Source organism: Curtobacterium sp. NPDC090223, from assembly GCF_044746585.1.
Taxonomy (GTDB): Bacteria; Actinomycetota; Actinomycetes; order Actinomycetales; family Microbacteriaceae; genus Curtobacterium.
Genome location: NZ_JBIVCN010000001.1, coordinates 1 through 24,738 on the forward strand (window position 1 = coordinate 1; position 24,738 = coordinate 24,738).

Annotated in this window: 18 protein-coding genes; 13 read left to right on the forward strand and 5 right to left on the reverse strand. The window is 71.9% G+C overall.

Annotation, left to right across the window (positions count from 1 at the left end):
* Positions 1-27: 27 nt before the first annotated feature.
* From ACIPJY_RS00005 to ACIPJY_RS00015, 3 genes are read left to right on the forward strand one after another with little or no spacing between them, the layout of a single operon-like run.
* Entirely contained in the window at positions 28-1,158 is a 1,131-nt protein-coding gene (locus tag ACIPJY_RS00005) for an ROK family protein (protein WP_400468115.1), read from the forward strand.
* Positions 1,159-1,211: 53 nt separating this feature from the next.
* Entirely contained in the window at positions 1,212-3,230 is a 2,019-nt protein-coding gene (locus tag ACIPJY_RS00010; RefSeq protein ID WP_400460845.1) for a beta-galactosidase, read from the forward strand.
* Positions 3,227-5,398 (forward strand): alpha-galactosidase, encoded by a 2,172-nt coding sequence (locus tag ACIPJY_RS00015; RefSeq protein WP_400460844.1) that lies wholly within the window; start codon positions 3,227-3,229, stop codon positions 5,396-5,398. The genes ACIPJY_RS00010 and ACIPJY_RS00015 overlap by 4 nt, the downstream gene beginning before the upstream one ends.
* A gap of 198 nt (positions 5,399-5,596) precedes the next feature.
* Here the strand turns inward: ACIPJY_RS00015 and ACIPJY_RS00020 are convergent, their stop codons facing one another.
* The gene (locus ACIPJY_RS00020; protein ID WP_400460842.1) at positions 5,597-8,164 is read right to left on the reverse strand and encodes a glycosyl hydrolase 2 galactose-binding domain-containing protein; all 2,568 of its coding nucleotides are present in this window, start codon (positions 8,162-8,164) and stop codon (positions 5,597-5,599) included.
* A 117-nt stretch (positions 8,165-8,281) separates the two neighbouring features.
* On the opposite strand from ACIPJY_RS00020, the gene ACIPJY_RS00025 reads away from it, so the two are divergent.
* The 6 genes from ACIPJY_RS00025 to ACIPJY_RS00050 are packed head-to-tail and all read left to right on the forward strand — an operon-like array spanning position 8,282 to position 15,877.
* On the forward strand, positions 8,282-9,967 hold the full coding sequence (locus tag ACIPJY_RS00025; protein WP_400460840.1) for an ABC transporter substrate-binding protein: 1,686 nt from the start codon (positions 8,282-8,284) through the stop codon (positions 9,965-9,967).
* 34 nt (positions 9,968-10,001) lie between these two features.
* Positions 10,002-10,991, forward strand: a complete 990-nt coding sequence (locus tag ACIPJY_RS00030; protein ID WP_400460838.1) for an ABC transporter permease — start codon at positions 10,002-10,004, stop codon at positions 10,989-10,991.
* A 14-nt stretch (positions 10,992-11,005) separates the two neighbouring features.
* A complete protein-coding gene (locus ACIPJY_RS00035; protein WP_400460836.1) occupies positions 11,006-11,998 on the forward strand; it encodes an ABC transporter permease in 993 nt (330 codons plus the stop codon).
* Positions 11,995-12,873 carry an ABC transporter ATP-binding protein gene (locus ACIPJY_RS00040; RefSeq protein ID WP_132049444.1) on the forward strand — a complete coding sequence of 293 codons (879 nt, stop codon included), beginning with the start codon at positions 11,995-11,997 and terminating at the stop codon, positions 12,871-12,873. The genes ACIPJY_RS00035 and ACIPJY_RS00040 overlap by 4 nt, the downstream gene beginning before the upstream one ends.
* A complete protein-coding gene (locus tag ACIPJY_RS00045; protein ID WP_400460834.1) occupies positions 12,870-13,763 on the forward strand; it encodes an ABC transporter ATP-binding protein in 894 nt (297 codons plus the stop codon). Before ACIPJY_RS00040 ends, ACIPJY_RS00045 begins: the two co-directional genes overlap by 4 nt.
* Positions 13,724-15,877, forward strand: a complete 2,154-nt coding sequence (locus ACIPJY_RS00050) for a glycoside hydrolase family 36 protein (RefSeq protein ID WP_400460832.1) — start codon at positions 13,724-13,726, stop codon at positions 15,875-15,877. The genes ACIPJY_RS00045 and ACIPJY_RS00050 overlap by 40 nt, the downstream gene beginning before the upstream one ends.
* Positions 15,878-15,980: 103 nt before the next feature.
* Here ACIPJY_RS00050 and ACIPJY_RS00055 read toward each other — a convergent pair whose 3' ends face one another.
* A complete protein-coding gene (locus tag ACIPJY_RS00055; protein WP_400460830.1) occupies positions 15,981-17,627 on the reverse strand; it encodes a DHA2 family efflux MFS transporter permease subunit in 1,647 nt (548 codons plus the stop codon).
* A gap of 84 nt (positions 17,628-17,711) precedes the next feature.
* Entirely contained in the window at positions 17,712-20,132 is a 2,421-nt protein-coding gene (locus ACIPJY_RS00060; RefSeq protein ID WP_400460828.1) for an ABC transporter, read from the reverse strand.
* 120 nt (positions 20,133-20,252) lie between these two features.
* Between ACIPJY_RS00060 and ACIPJY_RS00065 the strand changes: the two genes are divergently transcribed.
* The gene (locus tag ACIPJY_RS00065) at positions 20,253-20,573 is read left to right on the forward strand and encodes a hypothetical protein (RefSeq protein WP_400460826.1); all 321 of its coding nucleotides are present in this window, start codon (positions 20,253-20,255) and stop codon (positions 20,571-20,573) included.
* Positions 20,570-21,883, forward strand: coding sequence for a hypothetical protein (locus ACIPJY_RS00070; protein WP_400460824.1), 1,314 nt, complete (start codon positions 20,570-20,572; stop codon positions 21,881-21,883). The genes ACIPJY_RS00065 and ACIPJY_RS00070 overlap by 4 nt, the downstream gene beginning before the upstream one ends.
* Before the next feature lie 101 nt (positions 21,884-21,984).
* Here the strand turns inward: ACIPJY_RS00070 and ACIPJY_RS00075 are convergent, their stop codons facing one another.
* The gene (locus tag ACIPJY_RS00075) at positions 21,985-22,944 is read right to left on the reverse strand and encodes a zinc-binding dehydrogenase (RefSeq protein ID WP_400460823.1); all 960 of its coding nucleotides are present in this window, start codon (positions 22,942-22,944) and stop codon (positions 21,985-21,987) included.
* Positions 22,945-23,067: 123 nt separating this feature from the next.
* Positions 23,068-23,736: a LuxR C-terminal-related transcriptional regulator gene (locus ACIPJY_RS00080; RefSeq protein ID WP_400460821.1), complete on the reverse strand. Its 669-nt coding sequence runs from the start codon at positions 23,734-23,736 to the stop codon at positions 23,068-23,070.
* A 169-nt stretch (positions 23,737-23,905) separates the two neighbouring features.
* Between ACIPJY_RS00080 and ACIPJY_RS00085 the strand changes: the two genes are divergently transcribed.
* A complete protein-coding gene (locus tag ACIPJY_RS00085) occupies positions 23,906-24,310 on the forward strand; it encodes a hypothetical protein (RefSeq protein ID WP_400460819.1) in 405 nt (134 codons plus the stop codon).
* Positions 24,307-24,738, forward strand: a complete 432-nt coding sequence (locus tag ACIPJY_RS00090; RefSeq protein WP_400460817.1) for a hypothetical protein — start codon at positions 24,307-24,309, stop codon at positions 24,736-24,738. Before ACIPJY_RS00085 ends, ACIPJY_RS00090 begins: the two co-directional genes overlap by 4 nt.

The following is a 24,738-nucleotide window of genomic DNA, read 5'->3' on the forward strand; positions in this document are numbered from 1 at the left end:
CTAGGATCAGCCGACGACGGAGGAACGATGACCCACACCTGGCCACCGCTGCCGGAAGGTTCTCGCCTGGCGCTGCGCGAGATCCTCATCCACGGGATGCTCTCCCGTGCCGAGATCGCGCGTTCGCTCGGCCTGTCGCGGGCGAGCCTGACGCGGGCCATGCGGGTGCTCGTCGGGCACGGGATGGTCACGGAGATGGGCACCGACGTCCGTGGGGCCACCGGCCGGCCGTCCGAGCTCCTGCAGGCCAGCTCGGGGGCGTGGGAGTTCCTCGGCATCAAGCTGACGAAGGACCGGCTCTACGCTGCCGTGACGGACCTCGGCGGCCGCGTGCTCGCCCTGCACGAGGAGGGGATGCCGTCGACCGTGGCAGAGGGCGTCGCGGACCAGATCGCCGCCGTGCACGAGCGGCTCCGTGCGGTGCACCCGGCGGTGTGCGCGGTCGGGGTGTCGCTGCCCGGTGACGTCCTGTCCCACGGCGGAGAGGCCGTCGTGTCGTCGTCCCCGTTCCTCGGGTGGACCGACGTGCCGTTCGCCCGGATGCTCACCGAGCGCACGGGTCTGGCGGCGTTCACGGCGAACGACGTGCACGCCCTCACGGCGAAGGAGCACTGGTTCGGTGCCGGGGCCGGTCGTCGGTCGATGGTCCTCGTCACGGTGGGCGAGGGTGTCGGCCTCGGGCTGATCGCGAACGGCGAGGTGTCGACGGGGGAGCACGGCCGCCTCGGACGGATCGGGCACGTCCCGGTGCTCGGCGGTGGCCCGGACTGCGGTGTCGGGCACGCCGGCTGCGTCTCGAGCTACCTGCCGAGTCCGGTGATCGTGCGGAACTCCGGGCACGCGGGAGCGACCTACGACGAGGTCGTCGAGCTGGCACGCACCGGCGACACCGCGGCGCTCCGGGCCTTCGAGGACGCCGGGCGCGCGCTCGGGGTCGTGCTCTCCACCGTCGTGCTCGTCGCGGACCCGGCGGCGATCGTCCTGACGGGCGACGGTCTGCCGGTGTACGACATCGCCCGGTCGAGCGTGGACGAGGCGCTCCGCGGTGCGCTCGCCCCCTACACGGACCCGGTCACGATCGAGGTGCAGCCGTTCGAGTTCTCCGAGTGGGCACGAGCCGGCGCGGTGCTCGCGATCCGCCAGCTGCTGGGCGTGTAGGTACTTAGTTTCACCCGTTGACAAACCTCCGGCGAGACGGGAGGCTGGTGCGCGTGAACGCAGCACCGACCGTCCCGTGGCCCACCGACGGCCTGTCGTTCGGCGGCGACTACAGCCCCGAGCAGTGGCCGCGCGAGGTCTGGGACGAGGACGTCCGACTGATGCGCGAGGCCGGGGTGAACCTGGTCACCGTCGGGGTGTTCTCCTGGGGGCTGCTCGAGCGGTCGCCGGGGGAGTACACGTGGCAGTGGCTCGACGACGTCCTCGACCTGCTGCACGCCAACGGCATCGCGGTCGACCTCGCCACGCCGACCGCGGCCCCGCCGAGCTGGCTCCTCGCCGCGCACCCGGAGGTCCTGCCGGTCGACCGGGACGGCACACGCCAGCACCCGGGCGGTCGCCTGGGCTGGTGCCCGGACTCGCCGGTGTTCCGCGAGCACGCACGACGCATCGTCAGCGCGGTCGCCGAGCGGTACGGCCGGCACCCCGCCGTCCGGCTCTGGCACGTCAGCAACGAGCTCGGCGGCGGGAACGCCCGATGTGCGTGCGACGCATCGGTCGCGGCGTTCCGGGTCTGGCTCCGGCAGCGGTACGGCACGATCGACGCGGTCAACGCCGCGTGGGGAACGGCCTTCTGGGGGCACACCTTCACCGACTTCGACGAGGTCTCCCTGCCGCGGGGGCCGCGCAACGGCGCTCCGAACCCGGGGCTCTTCCTCGACGCCGAACGGTTCTCGTCGGACTCCCTGCTGGCGCACTACGCGCTCGAGAAAGCCGCGATCGAGGAGCACTCCGACGTCCCCGTGACGACGAACTTCATGGTCGGGGCCGCCTCGCAGGTCGTCGACTACGCCGACTGGGCGAAGCACGTGGCGATCCCCGCGAACGACCACTACACGATCGTCGACGACCCCCGGCGCGAACAGGACCTCGCCGCGGCTGCGGACCGGATGCGCGGGATCACGGCCGGGCGCCGACCGTGGCTGCTCATGGAGCACTCGACCGGCGGCCCGAGCTGGCAGGAACGGAACCGCGCGAAGGAACCGGGGGAGATCCTCCGCAACTCCCTCGCACACGTCGCCCGTGGCTCGGACGGCGCGCTGTTCTTCCAGTGGCGCGCGTCGACGGCCGGTGCCGAGCAGTTCCACTCCGCGATGCTGCCGCAGGCCGGCACCCGCACCCGGGTCTGGCGCGAGGTCACCGCGCTCGGCCGCGCGATGCAGGCACTCGCCCCGGTGCAGGGCAGCACGGTCGAGCCCGCCCGGGTGGCGATCGTCGTCGACGAGCCCTCCGGCTGGGCGATGCAGACGGGCCTCAAGCCGCACCGAGCCCTGCGGTACGCCCGGGAGCTCCGCGCCTGGCACCGCGCGTTCTTCGACCGCCAGGTCCTCACCGACGTCGTGCCGCTGGACGCGGACCTCGACGGCTACGACGTGGTGGTGCTCCCGACGCTGCTCATCGTCGACGACGCGTCGGCCGCCCGGCTCGCCGCCGTGGTGGACCGCGGCGCCACCCTGGTGGTCACGTACCTGTCGGGCGTCGCCGACGAACACGCCCGCATCCGCACCGGCGGGTACCCGGGCGCGTTCCGCGACGTCCTCGGCGCGTGGTCCGAGGAGTTCACCCCGCTGCAGCGCGGGGAGCGCTGGGCGCTCGACGACGGCGAAGCCGTCACCGACTGGGCGGAAGCGGTCGTCGTCGAGGACGCCGAGGTCGTCCTGGCGTACCGCGACGGTCCGCTCGCCGGCCGGCCGGCGGTGACGCGCCGCGCCGTCGGCGGCGGCGCCTGGTACGTCGCAGCGAGCCTCGCGGACGGCAGCATCCAGCGGCTCGTGGACCGGGTCGTCGAGGAGCGGGCGATCCCGCGGACCGTCACCGGGCCTCCTGGCCTGGAGGCCGTGCGTCGCGTCGGGCGCGACGGTTCCGCGTTCCTGTTCCTCGTCAACCACCGCGCGGACCCCGTCACGGTGGTCGCGTCCGGCACGGACCTGCTCGACGGCTCCGGCCACGGGCCGGAGACCGTCGTACCCGGCGGGCGCGTCCGCGTGCTCCGTCAGGAGACGGCCTCGTGAGCATCGTCGAACGTGACGCGACCGCGCCCGACGCGGTGCCGGCGGTCCAGGAGCGTCGTGTCCACGTGCTGGGCGCGGCGGGGGTGTCGATGGTCCTCGTGACCGCTGTCGACGGCCTCCCAGAGGTGCTGCACTGGGGCCGCGACGTCGGGCCCGTGGACGTCGCGGACACCGACGAGCTCCTGCTCGCGCTCGGGCGGCCGATCTCGCCGAGTGCGTTCGACGCCCCGTGGCCGCTGACCGTGCTGCCGACCGAGCGGGACGGCTGGGAGGGCCGTCCCGCGATCGCCGGACACGTGGAGGGGCTGCCGCTCGTGCCGCGGTGGCGCGACGCCGCGGTGACGTCGTCGGCGACCGAGGCCGTGGTCACCGCGGACTCCGAGGAGCTCGCGCTCCGGAGCGTCTTCGCCCTCGACGGCGCCGGCGTGCTGCGGGTGCGCCACACCGTCACGAACCGCGGTGTCCGGCCCGTGCACCTGCAGGCGCTCGAAGCCGTGCTGCCCGTCGGGGAGCGGGTGGCGGAGGTGTTCGACCTGGCGGGACGCTGGACCCGGGAGCGCACGCCGCAGCGCCGTGCACTGACGCAGGGGAGCCACGCGCGGGAGAGCCGGCGCGGTCGGACCGGGCACGACGCCCCCACCCTGCTCGTGCTCGGGACGCCCGGGTTCGACGACGCGTCGGGTGAGGTCTGGGCGGTGCACCTGGCCTGGAGCGCGGACTCCGTGCACCGGCACGACGTGCTCGCCGAGGCCCGGCCGGTCCTGGGCGCCGGGGAACTGCTGCGCGCCGGCGAGGTCGTCCTGGGTGCCGGCGACGACTTCACCACGCCCGACGCCGTGTTCGTGTGGAGCGACGAGGGGCTCGACGGCATGTCCGCGCGCCTGCACGACTCGATCCGCGCCCGACCCGGCCATCCCGGACGCCCCCGGCCCGTGGTGCTCAACACGTGGGAGGCGGTGTACTACCGGCAGGAGCTGGAGCCCCTCGTCGCGCTCGCCGAGACGGCCGCGGACATCGGCGTCGAACGGTTCGTGCTCGACGACGGCTGGTTCCTCGGCCGGCGGTCGGACAGCACGTCGCTCGGGGACTGGCGCGTCGACCCCTCGGTGTGGCCGGACGGGCTGCGTCCCCTGGTCGACCGGGTTCGCGAGCTCGGCATGGAGTTCGGGCTGTGGTTCGAACCGGAGATGGTGAGCCCGGTCTCCGAACTCGCCGTCGCGCACCCGGAGTGGCTGCTGCAGCGCCCCGACGACGACGTCCGCACGTGGCGGAACCAGTACGTGCTCGACATGGCGAACCCGCTGGCGCGGGCGTTCGTGCTGGAGAGCACGTCCGCCGTGATCGGTGAGCACCACGTCGACTTCGTGAAGTGGGACATGAACCGTGACGTCGTGCACGCGGTGCACGCCGGTCGTGCCGGTGTCGACGCGCACACGCGCGGGGTGTACGCGCTGATGGACAGCCTCCGCGCGCGGCACCCGTGGCTGGAGATCGAGGCGTGTGCGAGCGGGGGCGGCCGGGTCGACCTCGGGGTCCTGGCGCGCACCGACCGGGTGTGGCCGTCGGACACGAACGACGCGATGGAACGCCTGGCGATCCAGCGGTGGACCGAGGCGCTGCTGCCGCTCGAGCTCATCGGTGCGCACGTCGGACCCGAGGTCTCGCACACCACCGGGCGGCACCTCGACCTGGACTTCCGGATGGCGGTCTCGCTGTTCGGCTCCGCCGGGCTCGAGACCGACGTCACCCGGCTGTCCGCGGCGGAGCTCGACCGGCTGCGGGCCTGGACGACGCTGTACAAGCGCACGCGCGGGCTGCTGCACACCGGGCGGCTGCGGCACCTCGACCTCGGGGACCCCGGCCTCGCGACGACGTCCGTGGTGTCGGTCGACCGGGGGAGCGCGCTCGTACGGGTCGCCCGCACCGTGACCGGGCCGCAGTCCCTCGCGGTGCCGCTCCGGGTGCGCGGGCTCGACCGGACGCGTCGCTACCGGATGGCCCCGGCCGAGGGGATCGGCGTGCCGCACGGGCTCGACATGGTGCCGCCGCCGTGGCTCGGGCGCGGGTACCTGGAGCTCTCCGGCGCGGTGTTCGAGGACGTCGGGGCGCGGCTGCCGATGCTCGCGCCGGGGACCGCGATCGTGCTCGAGTTCAGCGCGCTCGACTGACCTCGGGTCGGGCGGGCGCGCCGGGCGAGCGGGGCGGGCCGGGCGACCGGGCGGCCGCGGGTGCTGCGCGCCCCGACGACAACTGCGCACGCGCCCGCATGCGCAGTTGTCGTCAGGGCGTGCACTCGCTGCCGAAGCGGCCGAGCACCGCACGCCCGAGCGCCGAGCGGCCGGCGCCCGAGCGCCCGGGCGCCCGGCTCAGGGGAGCAGGGAGCCGGCGTGGCGGAGCACCTCGCGGGTGGTCAGCGCCGCGGTGTCGATCCCGGGAGCGCCCGACACCGTGAACGTCACGGACTCGCCCGGCAGCAGCGACACCAGGCCGTCGTCCACCCGGGCCGCCGCGTCCACCCGGTCCGGGAAGAGCGCGACGTCCCGCGCGTAGGCCGTTGCCGTCACCGTGACCTCGGCCCCGTCCGCCGTCGGGGACACCGCCGTGGTGAACGGCGACGACGGCAGCGCCTGGTCGACGACCTCGGCGAAGTCGAACACCGTGCGGCCGAGCGGCCCGGTGACGACGAGCACCTCGGACGCCGGGCCCCCGGGGACCGCGAGCGACGAGGGCAGCGACACCCGCGCGGCATCGGCGACGTCGACGGACACCGGGAAGGACGCGGCCGCGAGCTCCGTGCCGTCGAAGCGGACCCGGGCGACCCGGACCTCGCCGGACACCGCGGCGCCCGACCCGTTCACCACGACCACGTCCAGCGACCCGGCAGCGGCGCCGGCAGCACCCGCGGCAGCGGCGGCACCGGCGGCGCCCGGCTGCACCGTCACGAGCACCGGCCGGTAGGCCTGACGCACCGCGTACCAGACGGGCTTCCGGATGCCGGCGTGGTCGACGAGCGCCCAGGACACCACGGGCCAGTCGTCGTTGAGCTGCCACACGATCATCCCGGTGTTGTCGGGCGTGCGGGAGCGGAACCACTCCATGCCGAACCGGATCGCGTGCGCCTGGTTGAGCTGCGCGGCGTAGTGCCAGTCCTCGATCGAGGTGGGTTCCGGCAGGTGCCCGCGCATGCCGTCCGCGAGCTTCCGGTTGCCCTGGTCGGCCTTCTGGTGCACGAGCATCTCGTGCCCGTCCGGGTCGAGCGGATCGTCGTGCACGACCGCGATCAGGGTCGACCACGCCGGCGGCCCCTGGAACCCGAACTCCGCCACGAACCGCGGCTCCCAGTCGGCGTAGTGCCGGTAGTCGAGCCGGTTCCAGACGTCCCAGATGTGCACGGTTCCGTTGCGGTCGTCGTTCGGCGTGAGGTACTCGTCGAACGAGAACGGGCTGCCCGGCGTGTACGGCCGGGTCGGGTCGAGCTCCGCGACGACGGCGGGCAGGAGCGAGCGGTAGTACCCGTTGCCCCAGGTCCGCCCCACGAGCGCGCGCCGCCAGCCCCACTCCGCGTACGCAACGAGGTTCTCGTTGTTGCCGTTCCAGACCACGAGCGACGGGTGCGGGCTGAGCCGGGTGACGGCCTCGCGGACCTCGGGCTCGACCTCGTCCGCGAGCCAGGGCTCCTCGGCGTAGGCGGCGCAGGCGAACAGGAAGTCCTGCCAGACGAGCACCCCGAGCTCGTCGCAGCGGTCGTAGAACGCCCGGGACTCGTAGATCCCGCCGCCCCAGACCCGCAACAGGTTCATCTCCGCCGCGATCGCGTCCTCGATCCGGTCGTGGTAGCGCTCGGGCGTCATCTCGGTGAGGAACGCGTGGTCCGGGATCCAGTTCGCCCCGCGGACGAGCACCGGCCTGCCGTTCACCCGGAGCAGGAACGGCGCACCGCCCTCGTCGGCGGCGGTGTCGAGCGTCACGGTGCGGAACCCGACGCGGCCGGTCCAGACGTCGTAGCCGACCTCGACGGTGACGTCGTACAGCGGCTGCTCGCCCTCGCCGCGCGGCCACCAGACCGCCACGTCCGGCACCTCGAGACGGATCGTCGCGGACCCGCCCGCCACGCCGCGCACGCCGGTGACCCGGACGGGAGGCTCGGTGTCGGGACCGGGGGACGCTGCGGACGCACGGTGCGGGGCCAGGGTGACCCGAGCCTCCAGGCCGGGTGCGACCGGTGCGTCGGCGGACGGGACCGGGTCGGCGCCGATGGCCTGACGGAACACGCCGGCTCCGCCGGCGGACTCGACGTCCACGTGCGCGGTCAGGACGCCGGTGGTGCCGTCGACGTCGACGAGCGGGCGGACGGCCGCGATCCGGGCGCCGCTCCACGACTCGATGCCGATCGAGCGCCAGATGCCGCTCGTGGCGACGTCGACGCCCCAGTCCCAGCCGAAGTTCGACGCGTTCTTGCGGAGCGCGTTGTACGGGTGGTGGTTGACGTGCGGGAGCTCGCCGCCGTGCAGCTCGGACAGGCGTGCGGCCGCGGGCACGGGCGCGTCGAACGTGATCACGAGCTCGTTCGTCCCGGCGCGGAGCAGGTGCCCGACCGGGAAGCGGTACGAGCGGTGCTGGTTCGCGGTCGTGGCGACGACGATGCCGTTCAGCTCGATCGTGGCGAGGGTGTCCAGGCCGTCGGCGACCAGGTCGTGCCGCTCGGCGTCGAGTGCCGCCCAGTCGAAGGTGCGCCGGTACCGCCAGACGGTGTCGCCGATCCACTGCGTCGCGGCCTCGTTGTCGCCGTCGAACGGGTCCGGGATCAGCCCGGCGCGCAGCAGGTCCGTGTGGGCGCAGCCGGGGACCGCCGCCGCGATCGGCCCGGTCGGTGCCTCGGTCGGGCCGTGCACCGCCTCGAGGGTCCACGTGCCGTCCAGTGTCGTCCGCTCCATCGCGTCTCCAGTGCTCGTCGGGCCGCGTCGTCGCCGCCTCTTGACCGACTTAGTTTATGCGTGTAACAATCACGCTCACAACGTGGACCTGCGATGACGCAGACCGAGAGGACAACGATGTTCAAGACAACCCGTTCGCGGCTCGCCATCGGTGCGGCCGTGCTCCTCGCCGGGAGCCTCGCGCTCACCGGCTGCAGCTCCAGCGGCAGCGCCAGCACCAGCGACGACGCCGCCTCGACCCTGATCGCGTACACCGGGCAGTCCGGCGACTACCAGATCAACTTCAACCCGTGGTCGCCGTCGAACATCGGTGGCGTCGGCACGATCTACGAGTCGCTGTTCTTCATCACGAACGTGAACAACAACGACCCGAAGCCGCTCCTCGGCAAGTCCTACGAGTGGAACGGCGACGGCACGCAGCTGACCATCACGCTCCGCGACGGTGCGACCTGGAGCGACGGGGAGCCGTTCACGTCGAAGGACGTCGTCTTCACGCTCGACATGCTGAAGAAGCAGAAGGCGCTGAACTCGATCGGCTACGACGGCACCGCGAAGGCCGACGGCGACGAGAAGGTCGTGGTCTCGTTCGACAAGCCGTCCTTCGTGCTCGGCCCGAACCTGCTCGGCAAGACCTGGATCGTCCCGGAGCACCTCTGGAAGGACATCGACCCGACGACCGACGTCGTGCGGAAGCCCGTCGGGACCGGCCCGTACACGCTCGGCACCTTCAAGGCGCAGGCGTTCACGCTCGAGGCCAACAAGAAGTACTGGGGCGGTGCGCCGGCCGTGAAGACGGTCCGGTACCTCTCGCTCTCCGGCAACACCGCCGGCGCCGACGCACTCGCGCAGGGGTCGATCGACTGGCAGACCGGTCCGGTGCCGAACATGGACGACATCGCCGGCAAGTACCCGGGCTACGACGGCATCACCATCCCGCAGAACCAGATGGCGCTGCTGACCTGCTCGTCCACCGCGCTCGGCTGCACCGGCCCGCAGACCGACCCGGCCGTGCGGCACGCGATCGCCGACGCGATCAACCGCAAGCAGCTCAACTCGCTGGCGTTCGAGAACACCGCGAGCGAGATCTCGCCGACGTTCGCCCTCACCGGCACGCAGAAGGACACCATCTCGAAGGACGTCGACCCGGCCGTGATGCCGTCGTCCGCCGACACCGCCGCGGCGGACGCTGCGCTGCAGGGCGCCGGCTACGCCAAGGGCTCCGACGGCATCTACGCCAAGGACGGCAAGAAGCTGTCCCTGACGGTCGAGGTCGTCACCGGCTGGACCGACTACATCACCGCGATCGACACGATGACCCAGCAGCTCAAGGCCGCGGGCATCGAGCTCAAGGCGCAGCAGTCGTCGTGGAACGAGTGGACCGACAAGAAGACGAAGGGCGACTTCGAGCTCGCGATCGACTCGCTCGGCCAGGGCCCGGCGTCGAACCCGTACTACCTCTACAACAACTACTACTCGACGGCGAACACCGCGAAGGTCGGCGAAGCCGCCCCGATGAACATCGCCCGCTACAGCAACCCGGACGTCGACGCGGCGCTCGCGAAGCTCGCGACGATCAACCCGACCGACACCGCGGCGACGCAGCCGGAGTTCGACACGATCCAGCAGCACATCGTCGAGGACATGCCCTACATCCCGGTGATGACCGGCGGCACGACGAGTGAGTTCCACTCGGCGAAGTTCACCGGCTGGCCCACCGAGAAAGACCTCTTCGCCTTCCCGGCCGTCTGGGCGAGCCCGGACAACGCCGAGATCTTCAAGGCGCTGAAGCCGGCGAAGGGCTGATCACGATGGGATCGCGACCGAGGAGCACTCGACGATGACCTACTTCCTGCGCAAGATCGGCTTCTACGTCGTCGCACTCTGGGCGGCACTGACGCTGAACTTCATCATCCCCAGGCTCCTGCCCGGGAACCCGGTGGACATCCTGCTCGCCAAGCTCCAGCAGCGCGGCGGCCAGGTGACCCCGGCGACCCGGCAGGCGTACGAGCTGCTCCTCGGTGGCGATTCCTCGGAACCGCTCATCGTCCAGTACGGCCGCTACCTCGCCAACGTGTTCCGCGGCGACCTCGGCGTGTCCGTCAGCTACTTCCCGGCCCCCGTCACCGAGGTCATCGCGAGCTCGCTGCCGTGGACCATCGCCCTCGTCGGGATCGCCACCATCCTGGCCGCGATCATCGGCGTCGGCCTCGGTGCCTTCGTCGGGTGGCGCCCCGGCACCTGGCTCGACTCGTTCGTGCCCGCCACCACCCTGCTCGCCGCGGTGCCGTACTTCTGGCTCGCGCTGATCCTGGTGTACTTCTTCGCCACCGGACTCCACCTGTTCCCGGCGCAGGGCGGCTACGACGTCGTGCTGAACCCCGGGTTCAACGGGGACTTCATCGCCTCGGCCATCAAGTACGGCGTGCTGCCGGCGGTGACGATCGTGCTCGCGTCCCTCGGCGGCTGGCTGCTCGGGATGCGCAACATGATGGTGTCGACGCTGTCCGAGGACTACATCACCACCGCGCAGGCGAAGGGCCTGTCCGACGGCAAGATCCTGCGGAACTACGCCGCACGGAACGCCGTGCTGCCCTCCGTCGCCGGCTTCGCGATCTCCCTCGGGTTCATCGTGTCCGGCTCCGTCGTCACCGAGCAGGTGTTCTCCTACCCGGGCATCGGGTCGAAGCTCCTCTCCGCGGTGACGAACAACGACTACGCGCTCATGCAGGGCATCTTCCTGTTCATCACCCTGGCGGTCCTCGGCGCGAACCTCGTCGTCGACCTGCTCTACGGGATCATCGACCCCCGCACGCGGGCACGGGCCTAGGGAGCGCGCAGACCATGACCAACATCCAGCAGGAGACCGAACCCACCATCGGCGCACTCGCGGAGGAGGCCGACAGCACCACGTCGATCGCCACCCGCAGAGCGGCGAAGGGCGGCCTCCGTCGCTTCCTCCCGACCCTCACCCCGTGGCTGGTCACCGGCATCGTGCTGGTCCTCGGCGTCACGCTGTTCGGGGTCATCGGGCCGCTGCTCGTCGGCGACCCGACCACCATCCGCGACTCCGGCCTGCAGGGACCGAGTGCGGCGAACCTGCTCGGCACCACGCAGACCGGGCAGGACGTCCTGGCGCAGCTGGCCTACGCGACCAGGGGGAGCCTGCAGATCGGGCTCATCGTCGGGCTCCTCGCCACCGTGCTCTCCGCGTTCTTCGGGATCCTCGGCGCCTACCTCGGCGGGTTCATGGACGAGGCGTTCTCGCTCTTCTCGAACGTGTTCCTCGTGATCCCCGGCCTGCCGCTCGTCATCGTCATCTCCGGCCTGGTGCCGCGCGAGGCCCGCGGGCTCTGGACGATCGCCGTGGTCCTCGCGATCACGTCGTGGGCCGGCTCCGCCCGGGTGCTCCGTGCGCAGACGATGTCGATCCGGAACCGGGACTACGTCTCGGCCGCCCGGGTCGCCGGCGAGAAGCCCTGGCGGGTGATCGCGGTCGAGATCCTGCCGAACCTGCTCCCGGTGCTGGCATCGCAGTTCGTGTTCGCGGTGATCGCGGCGATCCTCGGGGAGGCCGGGCTGTCCTTCCTCGGGCTCGGGGCGTCGAACTCGTCGACCCTCGGCACGATGCTCTTCTACGCCCAGAACGGCTTCGCGCTGGCGAACGGCGCCTGGTGGTGGTTCGTGCCGCCCGGACTCCTCATCGCGCTGCTCGGCATGGGCCTGTCGCTGGTGAACTTCTCCATCGACGAGGTCATCAACCCCCGGCTCGCCAACGTCCGAGCGCAGCGCCGGCGCGAACGCGCCCTGCGTCGCCTGAAGGGAACGCAACGATGAACGCCGTCCTGACGATCGAGCACCTCGACGTCGTCTACGAGACCGAACACCCCGTGCACGCCGTCAAGGACGTGTCCCTGACGCTCGCACCCGGGGAGATCCTCGGGCTCGCGGGGGAGTCCGGCTGTGGGAAGACCACGCTGGCGTACGCGATCACCCGGCTGCACCGGCCGCCGGCGAAGGTCACGTCGGGGAGCATCACGTTCCACGACCGCGACGGCACCGACATCGACCTGCTCGGGCTGGAGCACGAGCAGCTCCGGGCGGTGCGCTGGTCGAAGCTGTCGATGGTGTTCCAGGGGGCGATGAACGCGCTCAACCCGGTGACGACCATCCGCGCGCAGCTCGACGACGCACTCGTCGAGCACCGGAAGGGGCTGTCCCGCAAGGAGCGGCGCGCGATCGCCGAGGACGCCCTGAGCCGCGTCGGCGTCGACCCGTCCCGCATCACGGCGTACCCGCACGAGCTCTCCGGCGGCATGCGGCAGCGGGTGATGATCGCGATGGCGATGCTGCTCGAGCCGCAGATCATGATCATGGACGAGCCCACCACCGCGCTCGACGTCGTCGTGCAGCGGGAGATCCTGCGCGAGATCGTCCGGCTCCGCGACGAGCTCGGCTTCGCGGTGGTCTTCATCACGCACGACCTGCCGCTGCTGCTGGAGATCAGCGACCGGATCGCGGTGATGCTCCGCGGCGAGGTCGTCGAGTGTGAACCGGCAGCGGTGATCCAGCACGACGCCAAGCACCCCTACACCCGGCGACTGCTGCAGTCGTTCCCGAGCCTGTCCGGCGCACGCGGCTCGTTCATCCGCTCGGGTGTCGAGGACGCCGCGCTCGAGGACGCCGTCACCGCCCAGGAGGAACTCGCATGACCAGCGTGACCGTCAGCCACCTCGGCAAGGACTTCCACACCCGCAAGGGCCTGAAGCGGACCACCCTGCACGCCGTCGACGACGTGTCGTTCGAGCTGCTGCCCGGACGCACCGTCGCCCTGGTCGGGGAGTCCGGGTCGGGCAAGTCCACGATCGCCCGGATGCTCGCCAAGCTCGAGACCGTCACGCACGGGTCGATCGACGTCCGGCTCGAGGACGGCACCCCGGTGCTCGGCAGCATGTACCGCCGGCACGTGCAGATGGTGTTCCAGGACCCGTTCGCCTCGCTCAACCCGTTCCACTCGATCGAGCACCACATCGCCCGGCCGCTGCAGCTGCACAACCGGGCCCGTGGGTCAGAGGAGACGGCGGCGAAGGTGCGGGAACTGCTCGGCCGGGTGAACCTCGACGAGGACTTCGCGTCCCGGCGTCCGCACGAGCTCTCCGGCGGACAGCGGCAGCGCGTCGCGATCGCCCGGGCGCTGGCACCCGGCGCGCAGGTGCTCATCGCGGACGAACCCGTGTCGATGCTCGACGTGTCGATCCGGCTCAGCGTCCTGAACCTGCTCGGGCGACTGCAGCGCGAGGACCACCTCGCCGTGCTCTACATCACGCACGACCTGGCGACCGCGCGGCACTTCTCCGACGAGATCCTGGTGCTCTACCGCGGCCGTGTCGTCGAGCGCGGCCCCTCCGACGCCGTCATCCTCGACCCGCACCACGACTACACGCGGCTGCTCGCCGAGGCGGCGCCCGACCCGGAGCGCGGGGAGCGCCGGGTCACCGCGGGGCCCGCGCTCGACCGCTCAACGATCGACAACACCACGTGCTACGACCACACCGTCGGTGCGTGGGTGTCGAGCACGCCGGCGCCGGTCGGAGCCCGGTGAGCGCGGACACGGGCACGAGCGTCGACTGGGTCACGTCCGGGTTCTCGGCGCGCTTCCGGGTCGCCCCGGACCAGCCGGTCGCGCTGGTGTCGTTCGTGCCGGCCGGAGCGGCGCTCGCCGACGGGCCCGACGACCCGCAGCCGCTCGTCGAGCTCACCACGATCGGGCACGGCCGGTTCCCGGGCGGCTTCCGGCACGTCGACTCGACGATCGGGGCGCGGCTCCGACCGGTGCCGGACGGGGTGACGCACCACCAGGCGGGGAACGGGGACGGGGGCCGTGCCGGCGTCGAGCTCCGGATCCGCCAGGCGGACCCGGCCACCGGCCTCCAGGTCGAGTCCGTGTTCCGGGCACGGGACGGCGTCGCGGCGTTCCGCACGTGGACCGAGGTGTCGACGACCGAGACCCCGGCCGGTGAGCACGTGCTGGACTTCGTGTCCTCGTTCGCGACGGGGGCGTTCCTGACGGACTCCGGCGCGACCGTGGACGACCTGACGCTGACGCACGCCGACAACGACTGGGCGGCGGAGAACCGGTGGCGGACCGACCCGCTGCGGGACATCGGGCTCGCCCGCATCGACCGCGAGGCGCAGCACCACCCGCCCCGCAGCCGCGCCGTGGTGCAGAACCGCGGCTCGTGGTCGACCGGGGAGGCGCTGCCGATCGGGGTGCTGCGGGCGGAGTCGTACTCGCTCGTGTGGCAGATCGAGCACAACGGGCCGTGGTCGTACGAGCTCGGCGAGACCCGGCGGCACGCGTACGTCGTGCTGAGCGGGCCGACCGACCAAGAGCACCAGTGGACGGCGGTCGTCGCCCCCGGACGGCCGTTCACGAGCGTGCCGGTGTCCGTCGGGATCGCGACGTCGCTGGACGGGGCGTTCGCGGTGCTGACCGCGCAGCGGCGGGCGATCCGGCACGTGCGCCCGGCGGACCTCGCGCTGCCGCTGGTCTTCAACGACTACATGAACACGCTCATGGGCGACCCCACGACGGCCAAGCTGCTGCCGCTCGTCGACGCCGCCGCCGAGGCCGGAGCGGACCTGTTCTGCATCGACGCCGGCTGGTACGCCGAGGGGCACTGGTGGGACACCGTAGGCGAGTGGCTGCCGGCGGCATCGCGGTTCCCGGGTGGGCTCGGCGAGGTCGTCGACCACATCCGGTCGCACGGGATGCAGGCCGGGCTCTGGCTCGAGCCCGAGGTCGTCGGCATCAACTCGCCGCTGGCGTCCACGCTGCCGGTCGATGCCTTCGTGCACCACCACGGCGTTCGGGTCGCGGAGCACGGGCGGCACCTGCTCGACCTGCGCTCGCCGGCCGCGCGGGCACACCTCGACGAGGTCGTCGACCGGCTCGTCGGGCAGCTCGGCGTGACGTTCTTCAAGATGGACTACAACACCATGACGGGTCCCTTCCCGGGGATGCTCGAACACCAGCGGGCGCTCCTCGACTGGCTCGACGACGTGCAGGCCCGGTACCCGGAGCTGCTCATCGAGAACTGCGCCTCGGGCGCGATGCGTGCCGACGGGGCGATGCTCTCGCGGCTGCACATGCAGTCCACCTCGGACCAGCAGGACCCGGTGCTGTACGCCTCGATCGCGGCGGCTGCACCCGCGGCGATGCTCCCCGAGCAGGCCGGGAACTGGGCGTACCCGTCGGCGTCGATGTCCGACGAGCTGTTCGTCCTGTCGCTGGTGAACGGGGCGCTCGGCCGGATGTACCTGTCCGGCCACCTCAACGAGATGTCCGGTGCGCAGCGCGCACTCGTGGGCTCGGCGATCGCGGCCCACCGCGAGGTCCTGTCGGTCGTCGAGGACGCGGTGCCGGTGTGGCCGCTCGGGCTGCCGGCGTGGGAGGACACGTGGATCGCGCTCGGCCTCCGCGCCGTGTCCGGCGACCTGTACCTGTCGGTGTGGTCGCTCCCCGGGGCCGGAGGCTCCGTCTCGCTGCCGCTCCCGGAGTTCGGCGGACGGGCCGTCACCGTCGAGCCGCTGTTCCCGATCGACGTGGCGCCCTGGGTACCTTCCTGGGATCAGGAGGAAGGCACCCTCCACCTCACCAGCGGGGACACCGCGCCGACGGCGCGCGTGTTCCGGATCAGACCGGGAGCCGACTGAGCGGACGGGCGCCGATGGCAGCGGCGTGCGTCGAGGGCGGACGGGAGGCACGGTGCGGGCAGGCACCGAGCCTCCCGTCCGGTGTGTGGTCGCGTCGTGACCGTCAGTCGCCGCTCGTGGTGGCCGGTGCGCGCTCGTCGTCGGCGCGCTCCGCGCGCGGGGCGCGCAGGCGCAGGGTGGCCGCGAGCCCGATGACCAGGAACCCGGCGGCGGACCAGGCCGCCGCGCGGGTGCCGTCGGAGAAGGCCTCGGCGGCGGCGGTCGCGGTCTGGCCGGTGAGGGCGGCGATCGCCCCGCCCGAGGACTGCACGACCGAGTCCGCGATGCTCGTCGCCGCGGAGACCGAGCTGCCGGCGTCCTCCAGGCGGTGCTCGAGGATGCTGCCCGTCGAGGTGAAGAGCACCGTGCCGAGGACCGCGATGCCGAGCGCAGAACCGATCTGCCGTGCGGTGCTCTGCGCGCCGGAGGCCTCACCGCTCCGCTCGATCGGGACGTCCTGCAGCACCACGCCCGTGAGCTGCGCCGTGGCGAGTCCGACGCCGAAGCCGTAGACGAACAGGCACGGGACGATCGCCCACCACGGGGTCGTCGCCGAGACCACGACGCCGATCGCGGCGACGCCGACGATCTCTGCACCGATGCCCATCCGCACGATCGGCAGCGCTCCGATCCGCTGCCCGACGGTCGCGGCGAACCCGCTCGCGACGAACGACCCGATCGCCAGGGCGAGCAGCACGAAGCCGGTCTGCAGTGCGGAGTAGCCCAGGACGTTCTGCAGCCAGAGCGGCAGCGAGAGGATGATGCCGAACTCGCCGAGCGAGACGATGAGCGCGGCGATCGAGCCGTTCCGGAACGAGCCGATGCGGAACAGGTCGAGTGCGATGAGCGCCGAGCCTCCGGTCCGCTGTCGGCGGAGGGACCACCGCACGAAGCCGAACCCGGCGAGCACGGCCACGAGGAACGCGACCGGGATCGGGCTGATCCCCGAGGACCACGACCAGTCGCCGATCGTCAGCGGCGTCGACGACGGGGTCCACCAGCCGTAGGTACGGCCCTCGATGAGGCCGAACACCAGCGCGGCACTCGCCACCACCGACAGCACGGCACCGACGACGTCGATCCGGCCGGCGTGCGCGGTGTCGCGGGACTCGCGGACGGCGAGCCCGAGGCCGATCACGATGAGCACCACGATCGGCACGTTGATGCCGAACGCCCAGCGCCAGGAGAAGTCGGTCGTCAGCCAGCCGCCGAGGAGCGGCCCGACCGCCACCATGCCGCCGATCGTGGAGCCCCAGACGGCGAACGCGATCCCGCGCTCGCGCCCGGTGAACGTGGCGTTGAGGATCGAGAGGGTCGTCGGCAGGACCATCGCGCCGCCGATGCCCTGCGCCACCCGGGAGGCCACGAGCAGGTCGCCCGTGGGGGAGAGCGCCGCCAGCACCGAGGCCAGGGCGAACACGATCACACCCGTCGTCAGGAGACGTCGTCGTCCGTAGCGGTCCGCGAGGGCGCCGAACACCAGGAGCAGTGCCGCGAACACCAGGGTGTAGCTCTCCTGGACCCACTGCACCAGGGTCGAGCCGATGTCGAGGTCGGCGACGATGCTCGGGATCGCGACGTTCACGATCGTCGAGTCGACGATGATGAGCGCCACGGCGAGGCTGATGACCACGAGGCCGAGCCAGCGGCGGGGATCGGCGGCGGGCGTGCGGGGTGTGGTCGTGCTCGGTGTGGCGGCGGGTGTGCTCACGATCGTGACTCCAAGGTCTTCAGCATGCTGACGACATGACGCTACACCCGCGCCCCATGAGCGTCGCCGGGTGACCGGGGGACGTCAGATGCCGAGCTCGGCGCGGAGGTAGGGCGCGGTCCGGCTCGTGCGTGACGCGGCGACCTCGGCCGGGGTGCCTGCTGCGACGACCTGGCCGCCCTCGTCGCCGCCCGACGGGCCCATGTCGATGACGTGGTCCGCTGCGGCGACGACGGCCATGGCGTGTTCGACCACGACGACCGTGTTGCCGGCGTCCACCAGGCGGGACAGCTGCGACGTCAGGAGTTCGACGTCGGCGGGGTGCAGCCCGGTGGTCGGTTCGTCGAGCAGGTACAGGGTGTGGCCGGACCGCGCCCGCTGGAGTTCGGTCGCGAGCTTGATGCGCTGCGCCTCGCCACCCGAGAGCTCCGGCGCGGGCTGCCCGAGGCGCAGGTACCCGAGGCCCACCTGGCGCAGGGTCTCCAGCGCGCGGGACGCCGCCGGCAGCTCCGCGAGGAACGGCGCGGCGTCCTCGACGGTCATCCCGAGGACGTCCGCGATCGTCGCGTCGTGCCACCGGACCTCGAGCGTCTCGGCCGTGTAGCGCGACCCGTGGCACTCCGGGCACGGCGCCCAGCTCCCCGGCAGGAACAGCAGTTCGACGGACACCGAGCCCTCGCCCTGGCAGACCTCGCACCGGCCGCCGACGACGTTGAACGAGAACCGGCCGGCGGTCCACCCGCGGGCCTTCGCGTCGTCGGTGGCGGCGAACGCGGCACGCACCGCGTCGAACAGCCCGGTGTACGTGGCGAGGTTCGACCGGGGTGTCCGGCCGATCGCCTTCTGGTCGACCTCGACGACCCGGTCGATGCCCGGGTGCGTCAGGGCGAGAGACGGCAGGACACCGCCGACGAGCGACGACTTGCCGGACCCGGACACCCCGGTGATCGCGGTGAGGACGCCGAGGGGCAGGTCGACGTCGAGCCCGCGGAGGTTGTGCCGCGTGACGTCCCGGAGCTCGAGCGTGCCCGTCGGCGTCCGCGGGGTGCGCTCGACGTCGGGCTGCCGGGGCTGCAGGTACCGGCGGGTGACCGACGCCTCGACCTCGGCGAGCCCGGCCACGGGCCCGCTGTACAGCACGGTCCCGCCCGACGCCCCCGCACCGGGACCGACGTCGACGATCCAGTCGGCCTGCCGCACGATGCTCATGTCGTGCTCCACGACGAACACGCTGTTGCCGCCGGCGCGGAGCCCGTCGAGGACCTCGACGAGGGGCTCGACGTCCGCCGGGTGCAGGCCGGCGCTCGGCTCGTCGAGGACGTACACGACGCCGAACAGCCCCGAGCGCAGCTGTGTGGCGATGCGGAGCCGCTGCATCTCGCCGGGGGAGAGCGTCGGGGTCGCCCGGTCCAGGCTGAGGTACCCGAGCCCGAGCCCGGTGAGCACCTCCACCCGGGTCAGCAGGTCCCGGGAGATCGCCACCGCCACCTCGGTGTGCTCGCCCGACGATGCGCGGGACGTCGCCGGTCCGGCGTCCGTGATCGCCGCGACGGGCCGCAGCACCTCGGCGACCGCGGTGAGGGGGAGCGCGTTCAGCTCCGCGATCGTCTTCCCGCTGAACGTCACGGCGAGCGCCGCCCGCGTCAGCCCGGTCCCGCCGCAGAGCGCGCACGGCCCGGACTCGACGAACTGCAGCACCTTCGTGCGCTGCGTCTCGCTCTGCGAGTCGGCCAGGGTGTGCAGCACGAACTGCCGCGCGCTCCAGAAGCGCCCCTTGTACGGCTTTGCGACCCGGTCCCGCTTCGGGTGCACCTGGACGACCGGCTGCTCCTCGGTGAACAGCAGCCAGTCCCGGTCCTGCCGGGGGAGCTCGCGCCACGGCCGGTCGATGTCGTACCCGAGGACCGCCGTGACGTCGCGGAGGTTCTTGCCCTGCCACGCACCCGGCCACGCCGTGATCGCGCCGTCGCGGATGCTCAGCGACGGATCGTGCACGGCCGAGGCCTCGGTGACCTCGTGTGCCGTGCCCAGGCCGTGGCACCGGGGGCACGCGCCGGCGACGGTGTTCGGGGAGAACGAGTCCGACTCGAGCCGCTCGGCTCCCGCCGGGTACGTGCCGGCGCGGGAGTACAGCATCCGGGTCGAGTTCGACAGGGTCGTCAGGGTCCCCACCGTCGACCGGGAGCTCGGGGCGCCGCGGCGCTGCTGCAGTGCCACGGCCGGCGGCAGCCCCGTGATGGACTCCACGTGCGGCGTCGACCCCTGCGCGATGAGCCGGCGCGCGTACGGGGCGACGGACTCCAGGAACCGGCGCTGCGCCTCGGCGAAGATCGTCCCGAAGGCCAGGGACGACTTCCCCGAGCCGGAGATCCCGGTGAAGGCGACGATCTGGTCGCGGGGCACGTCCACGTCGACGTCGCGGAGGTTGTTCTCGCGGGCACCGCGGACGCGGATCATGCCGTCGGCAGCGGTGGACGGGGTGGGCCGGGGGTGTGGAGCGGGCATTCGTACGACTGTAGACGCGCGTCGCTGGCCGCGTCGGTTCGGCTGTGCTCTGCATGACGATGCCGATCCGGGTGTTGGAGTTCCGATCCGAGGAGGCACCCGGGGAAGTACGGTGGTCGGGTGACTGCGTTGGGCCTCGTCGCCACCCTCTTCGCCATGGGCGTGGTCTTCGGCGGACTGGGAGCGCTCGGGTACACCGGACGGTGGCGGTCGTGGCTCGGTCGCGTGCACGAGAACGTCGTCTTCGGGTGGTTCTGGTCGGGGCTGGCGCTGCTGTCGATGGGCCTCGGGGTGTCCTTCGTCGGGACGCCGGCCTTCGGGGTGTCCTTCGTGTTCGCGTTCACGGCCGCGGTCACCGGTGCGCTCGGGGTCTGGAGCGTCGTGATCGGCGTCCCACGCTGGCTGCAGCCGCGGTGGTACCGAGTGGCGCGCGAGCGATGACCGACCCGCCCGACATCGCTCCTGTCACCCTGCCGTTGCCGCCGGACTGGCTCCGGATCGACTCATCTGCGAACGTCGTCGTCATGGCAGCTCCGGAGCGTGCGGACGAGCGGTTCCGATCGACCATCGTCCTGACGACCAGGCCAGCGAACGGCCCGCTCCACGTCGTGGCGGCGCGGGCGGCCACGTCGGTCCTCGCCTCGCAGCCAGGCGCACAGGTGTTCGGCGTCGAACCGGACGACCTCGCCGAGGTCCTCGGTGTGCCGTCTCGCACGATCGAGTGGGGGTACAAGGCCGACCGCACCACCGTGCTGGTCCGCCAGTGGATCGCGGTGATCGGTCTCCACGAGGTGCACGTCACCGGCAGTTCCGCCGTCGAGGTGTTCGAGGACTTCGTCCCGCTCTTCCGGAGCGTCCTTGCCGCGGCGTCCATCACCGCCGACGAGGCCGCTCCCTCGGCCGGCGGCCGCGCCCGTGGGCGTGCCGCGGATGACGAGGCGACGGCCCTCCCGCGGATCGACGTCGGCGCGTCGGAGCGGACCGACAAGACGCTCGAGGCGCTCGACGGAGTCGCGCTCGCGCAGCCACGACCAGTCGGCCGTTGGCTGCTGAGCGACGACGCCCTCCAGCACCTGTGGTCGATCCGTGCGCGGGGGATGGTCTCGCGCGCTCGACGTCGCTCGCCAGCCGGGCTCGAACTCGACGGAGCGGGGCTGACCGGCACGTTCGGCGCACTGGCCGACGACGGCCAGCGGATCGCCGGGCTCCTGGAACGACCCGACCACCGCTACGGCGCCTCGGCACGACACGGCGGCCGCTCTGCCGACTGGAGCATGTGGCTGAACGGTGCGTCTGCGCTCGTCCGCGCGAAGGGCAACGTCGCGGACCTGATCGACGACCGGATCAGGGCTGACGAGGTCGCCCAGTACGACCTCGTCCCAGCCGGACGGGCCGTCGGTCACCTGCTCGCGTGGGCACGGGTGTCTCCCGCGTGGGCGATCGCCAGCGACGAGGAGATCGTGCTCCCCGCCGAGACCGTCGACGCTCGGATCGACCGACCGGGGACACCGACCGAGCCGTCACCGATCGCCGGTTTCGTCGCAGAGCGCCTCTGGTCGGAGCCCGTGTGGGGCCGGCTCCGGGTGTGGGGAGACCGGACGCCGTTCGGCCTCGACGTCGTGTCGGCGGGCGGCGCAGGATGGTTCCGGCGCGACGGCCTGGAGGACGGGCGGGTCCGCTTGGAGCCGATTCCGTCGGGCACCGTGTTGCGTTCCGTCCTCGCCGTCTTCGCGGACCCGTCGGCCGCCTGAGCGAGCGGATCGCGCGTCGACGGGGCGAGGCCCCGTGCCCCTGTGGGACGGGAGGCTCGGTGTCAGCTGGCACCGCGCCTCCCGTCCGATCCTGGGTTTCGTCAGTCCTGGTACTGGGCGATGAGGCGGCCGACCACGCCGCCCTTGCGGAGGCGCTCCAGCGCCTCCGGGATCTCCGCCGGGGTGATCAGGTTGAGCGGCGGGTTGAGGTCGCCGGAACGCATCAGCGCGTAGAGCTCCTCGAGGTCCTGCTTGGTGCCGGACTTCGAGCCGCGGATCGTCAGCTGCTTGATGATGATCGGGTAGGTGTTGATCGTGGACTCGAGGCGGCCCATGCCGACCTGCACGAGGGTGCCGAACTCGCCGAGGGTCTCGATCGCGGCCGAGGTCGTCGTGCCGAAGCCGGCGTAGTCGACGATGAGGTCGAGGTCCTTGTCGGCGAAGTCGGTGATCGACTCGGCGACTCCGGCGAGGCCGATCTCGTCGGCGAGCTCGCGGGCCTTCGGGTTGACCTCGGCGCCGTAGACCTCTGCGCCCTTGAGGACGGCGACGCGGGCGCCGATGTACCCCAGGCCGCCGAGGCCGATGACGCCGACCTTCATGCCAGCCTTCGCGCCACCGACGGCGATCATCGCGTGGTAGCTCGTCAGGCCGGCGTCGGTCGCCATGGCGCCGAGCTCGAAGGAGACCTCGTCGGGGAGGCGGACCAGGTTCTCGTCGGTCGCGAGGACCTGCGGGCCGAAGCCGCCGTCCCACTGGCCGTAGCCGATCGCGTCGCCGTCGGCGAAGGTGGGGGAGAGGCCGACGCGGTCGCCGACGTTCCAGTGGTCCTGCATGCCGGGGCCGACCTGCGTGATGATGCCGGCGTTCTCGTGGCCGAGGGTCATCGGGATGCGGGGGAACAGCGGCATCCAGCCCGGGTCGTCGAGCGCGCTGACGTCGGAGTGGCAGACGCCCGCGGCCTTCACCGTGACGACGACCTGGCCGGGGCCCGCTGTGGGCTCGGGGACCTCGTCGAGGGTGAGGGGCTGGTCGGTGCCGTTGAAGCGCCAAGACTGCATGAGGGGTGACTCCTTGCTTCGTCGTTGAAGGGCTCGGGTCCTGGTGTGGGCTCGGGTCCGGCGGTGGGTGGGCCGCCGTGGGTCAAAACTACACCTGTTGTTTAGGAGCCCGTCCGGTGCCGCTCAGTCGTCGTCGAGCAACCCGGCACGCAGTCCCAGGATCGCGAGTGCCACGCGGTTCGTGACCCCGAGTCGGGTGAAGACCGTCGCCAGGTGAGCCTTGACGGTGGTCGGAGCGCAGTGCAGCTCGGCAGCGATCTGGCTGTTCGTCATGCCTCGGGTGACGGCGCGGACCACGTCGCGTTCGCGCGCGCTCAGGAGCTCCGCGGCACGTCGAGCCTCGATGCGTCCCGGATTCCGCCGAGTTCGTACCCAGTGGTCCAGGAGCAGACGGGACTGCCGACGCGAGAGCGCGGGGTGCCCATCGGCGAGCGAGCGGACGGCGTGGACGAGCTCGTCCGGGTCCGCCGACTTGACGTGGTTGCCGGATGCGCCCGCCTCGAGCGTTGCGAGGAGCAGGTCATCGTCCTCCTCGAGCGTCAGTGTCAGGACGGCGATCCCGGCCCGAGCCAACCGCTCGATCTCGGCCATCGACGCCCTGGTCCGGTCCGCGACGGACACGACTGCGACCTGCCGGCGTGTCGGAGCGGCGGGCTGGGTGACGGAGCCGATCCCGGCGGTGCTGGTGACGACCTCGATGCCGGCGGCACTCTCGAAGACACCCCGCAAGCCAGCCGCGGCAAGCGGGTCCGGCTCGTGCACCAGTACTCGTATCAACCCCTCGCCTTTCATCGTTCGATCCATCCGGCATGTCAACGGTAGTACTTCAGGCCGGTTCTACGTTGGTTTCGTGGCCGAACGGATGGTCCACGTGGAGCCGATGGCCGATGTGGTCCCGGCCGGGGTGCTGCGAACCTCGGTACTCGAGAGCGCGCCGTTGCGCTCAGGACGAGGGGGCACCATGCCGAACGAGCACCACGAGTACGAGAACCTGAGCAGGATCGACTACCCGAAGGTCGAGGAGGACTCCGAGGTCCCGAAGCTCTCCCGCGAAGCCGTTCGGGTGGAAGCCCGAGCCGGGCTCGAAGCGATCCGGGACTTCATCACGCGTGACGAGTTCATCCGCGTGCTCGGCGACCTGTACGACCAGGCGCCGGAACACCGTGATGAGTTCGTCCGGACCGTCCTGCTGGACCCGGAAGCCCTGCGCGATCGAGGGATCACGGTGCCCGACGGCATCAAGGTGCAGCGCTCGCAGTTCGGTGACCACCGGCCCACGATCTTCTGCGTGACGAAGGTGATGAGCGACGGCGTCCGGAAGGTCACGTACACGTTCGACAACGAGTCGATCCCGACGCCAGCATGACCGACACGGCCCTCGATGTCCTGTTGGAGGACACGTTCTGTGCGGCGACGATGGCGGAGCTCGCTGCGGCGGGACCGACTCGACGGTCGATCGCGCTCGTCGACCAACGACTGCGCTTCCCACACCGAGGCCGCCTTCGACTGCGTCACGGCGCACTGGAGCTCGGTGACTGGAGGCAGTTCGCTCCCGCCGACATCACCTCGGCCCGCCGCGGCTACGTCTCGTCCTACGGGCGGTTCGCCGCCGGAGGGGTGCGCGGGAGCTTCCCGTCACTCGCAGCGGTCCGCGACGCGGGGGCACCGGTGGTCCTCGACCTGCGGACCGGCGAGGTGATCGTCTTGCTCGTCGGGTTCCGGCCCGTATCCGGGCTCAATCACAACCGGGCGGCGTTGACCGCACTCCGACGCTTCATCGCGTCCTCCCACTAG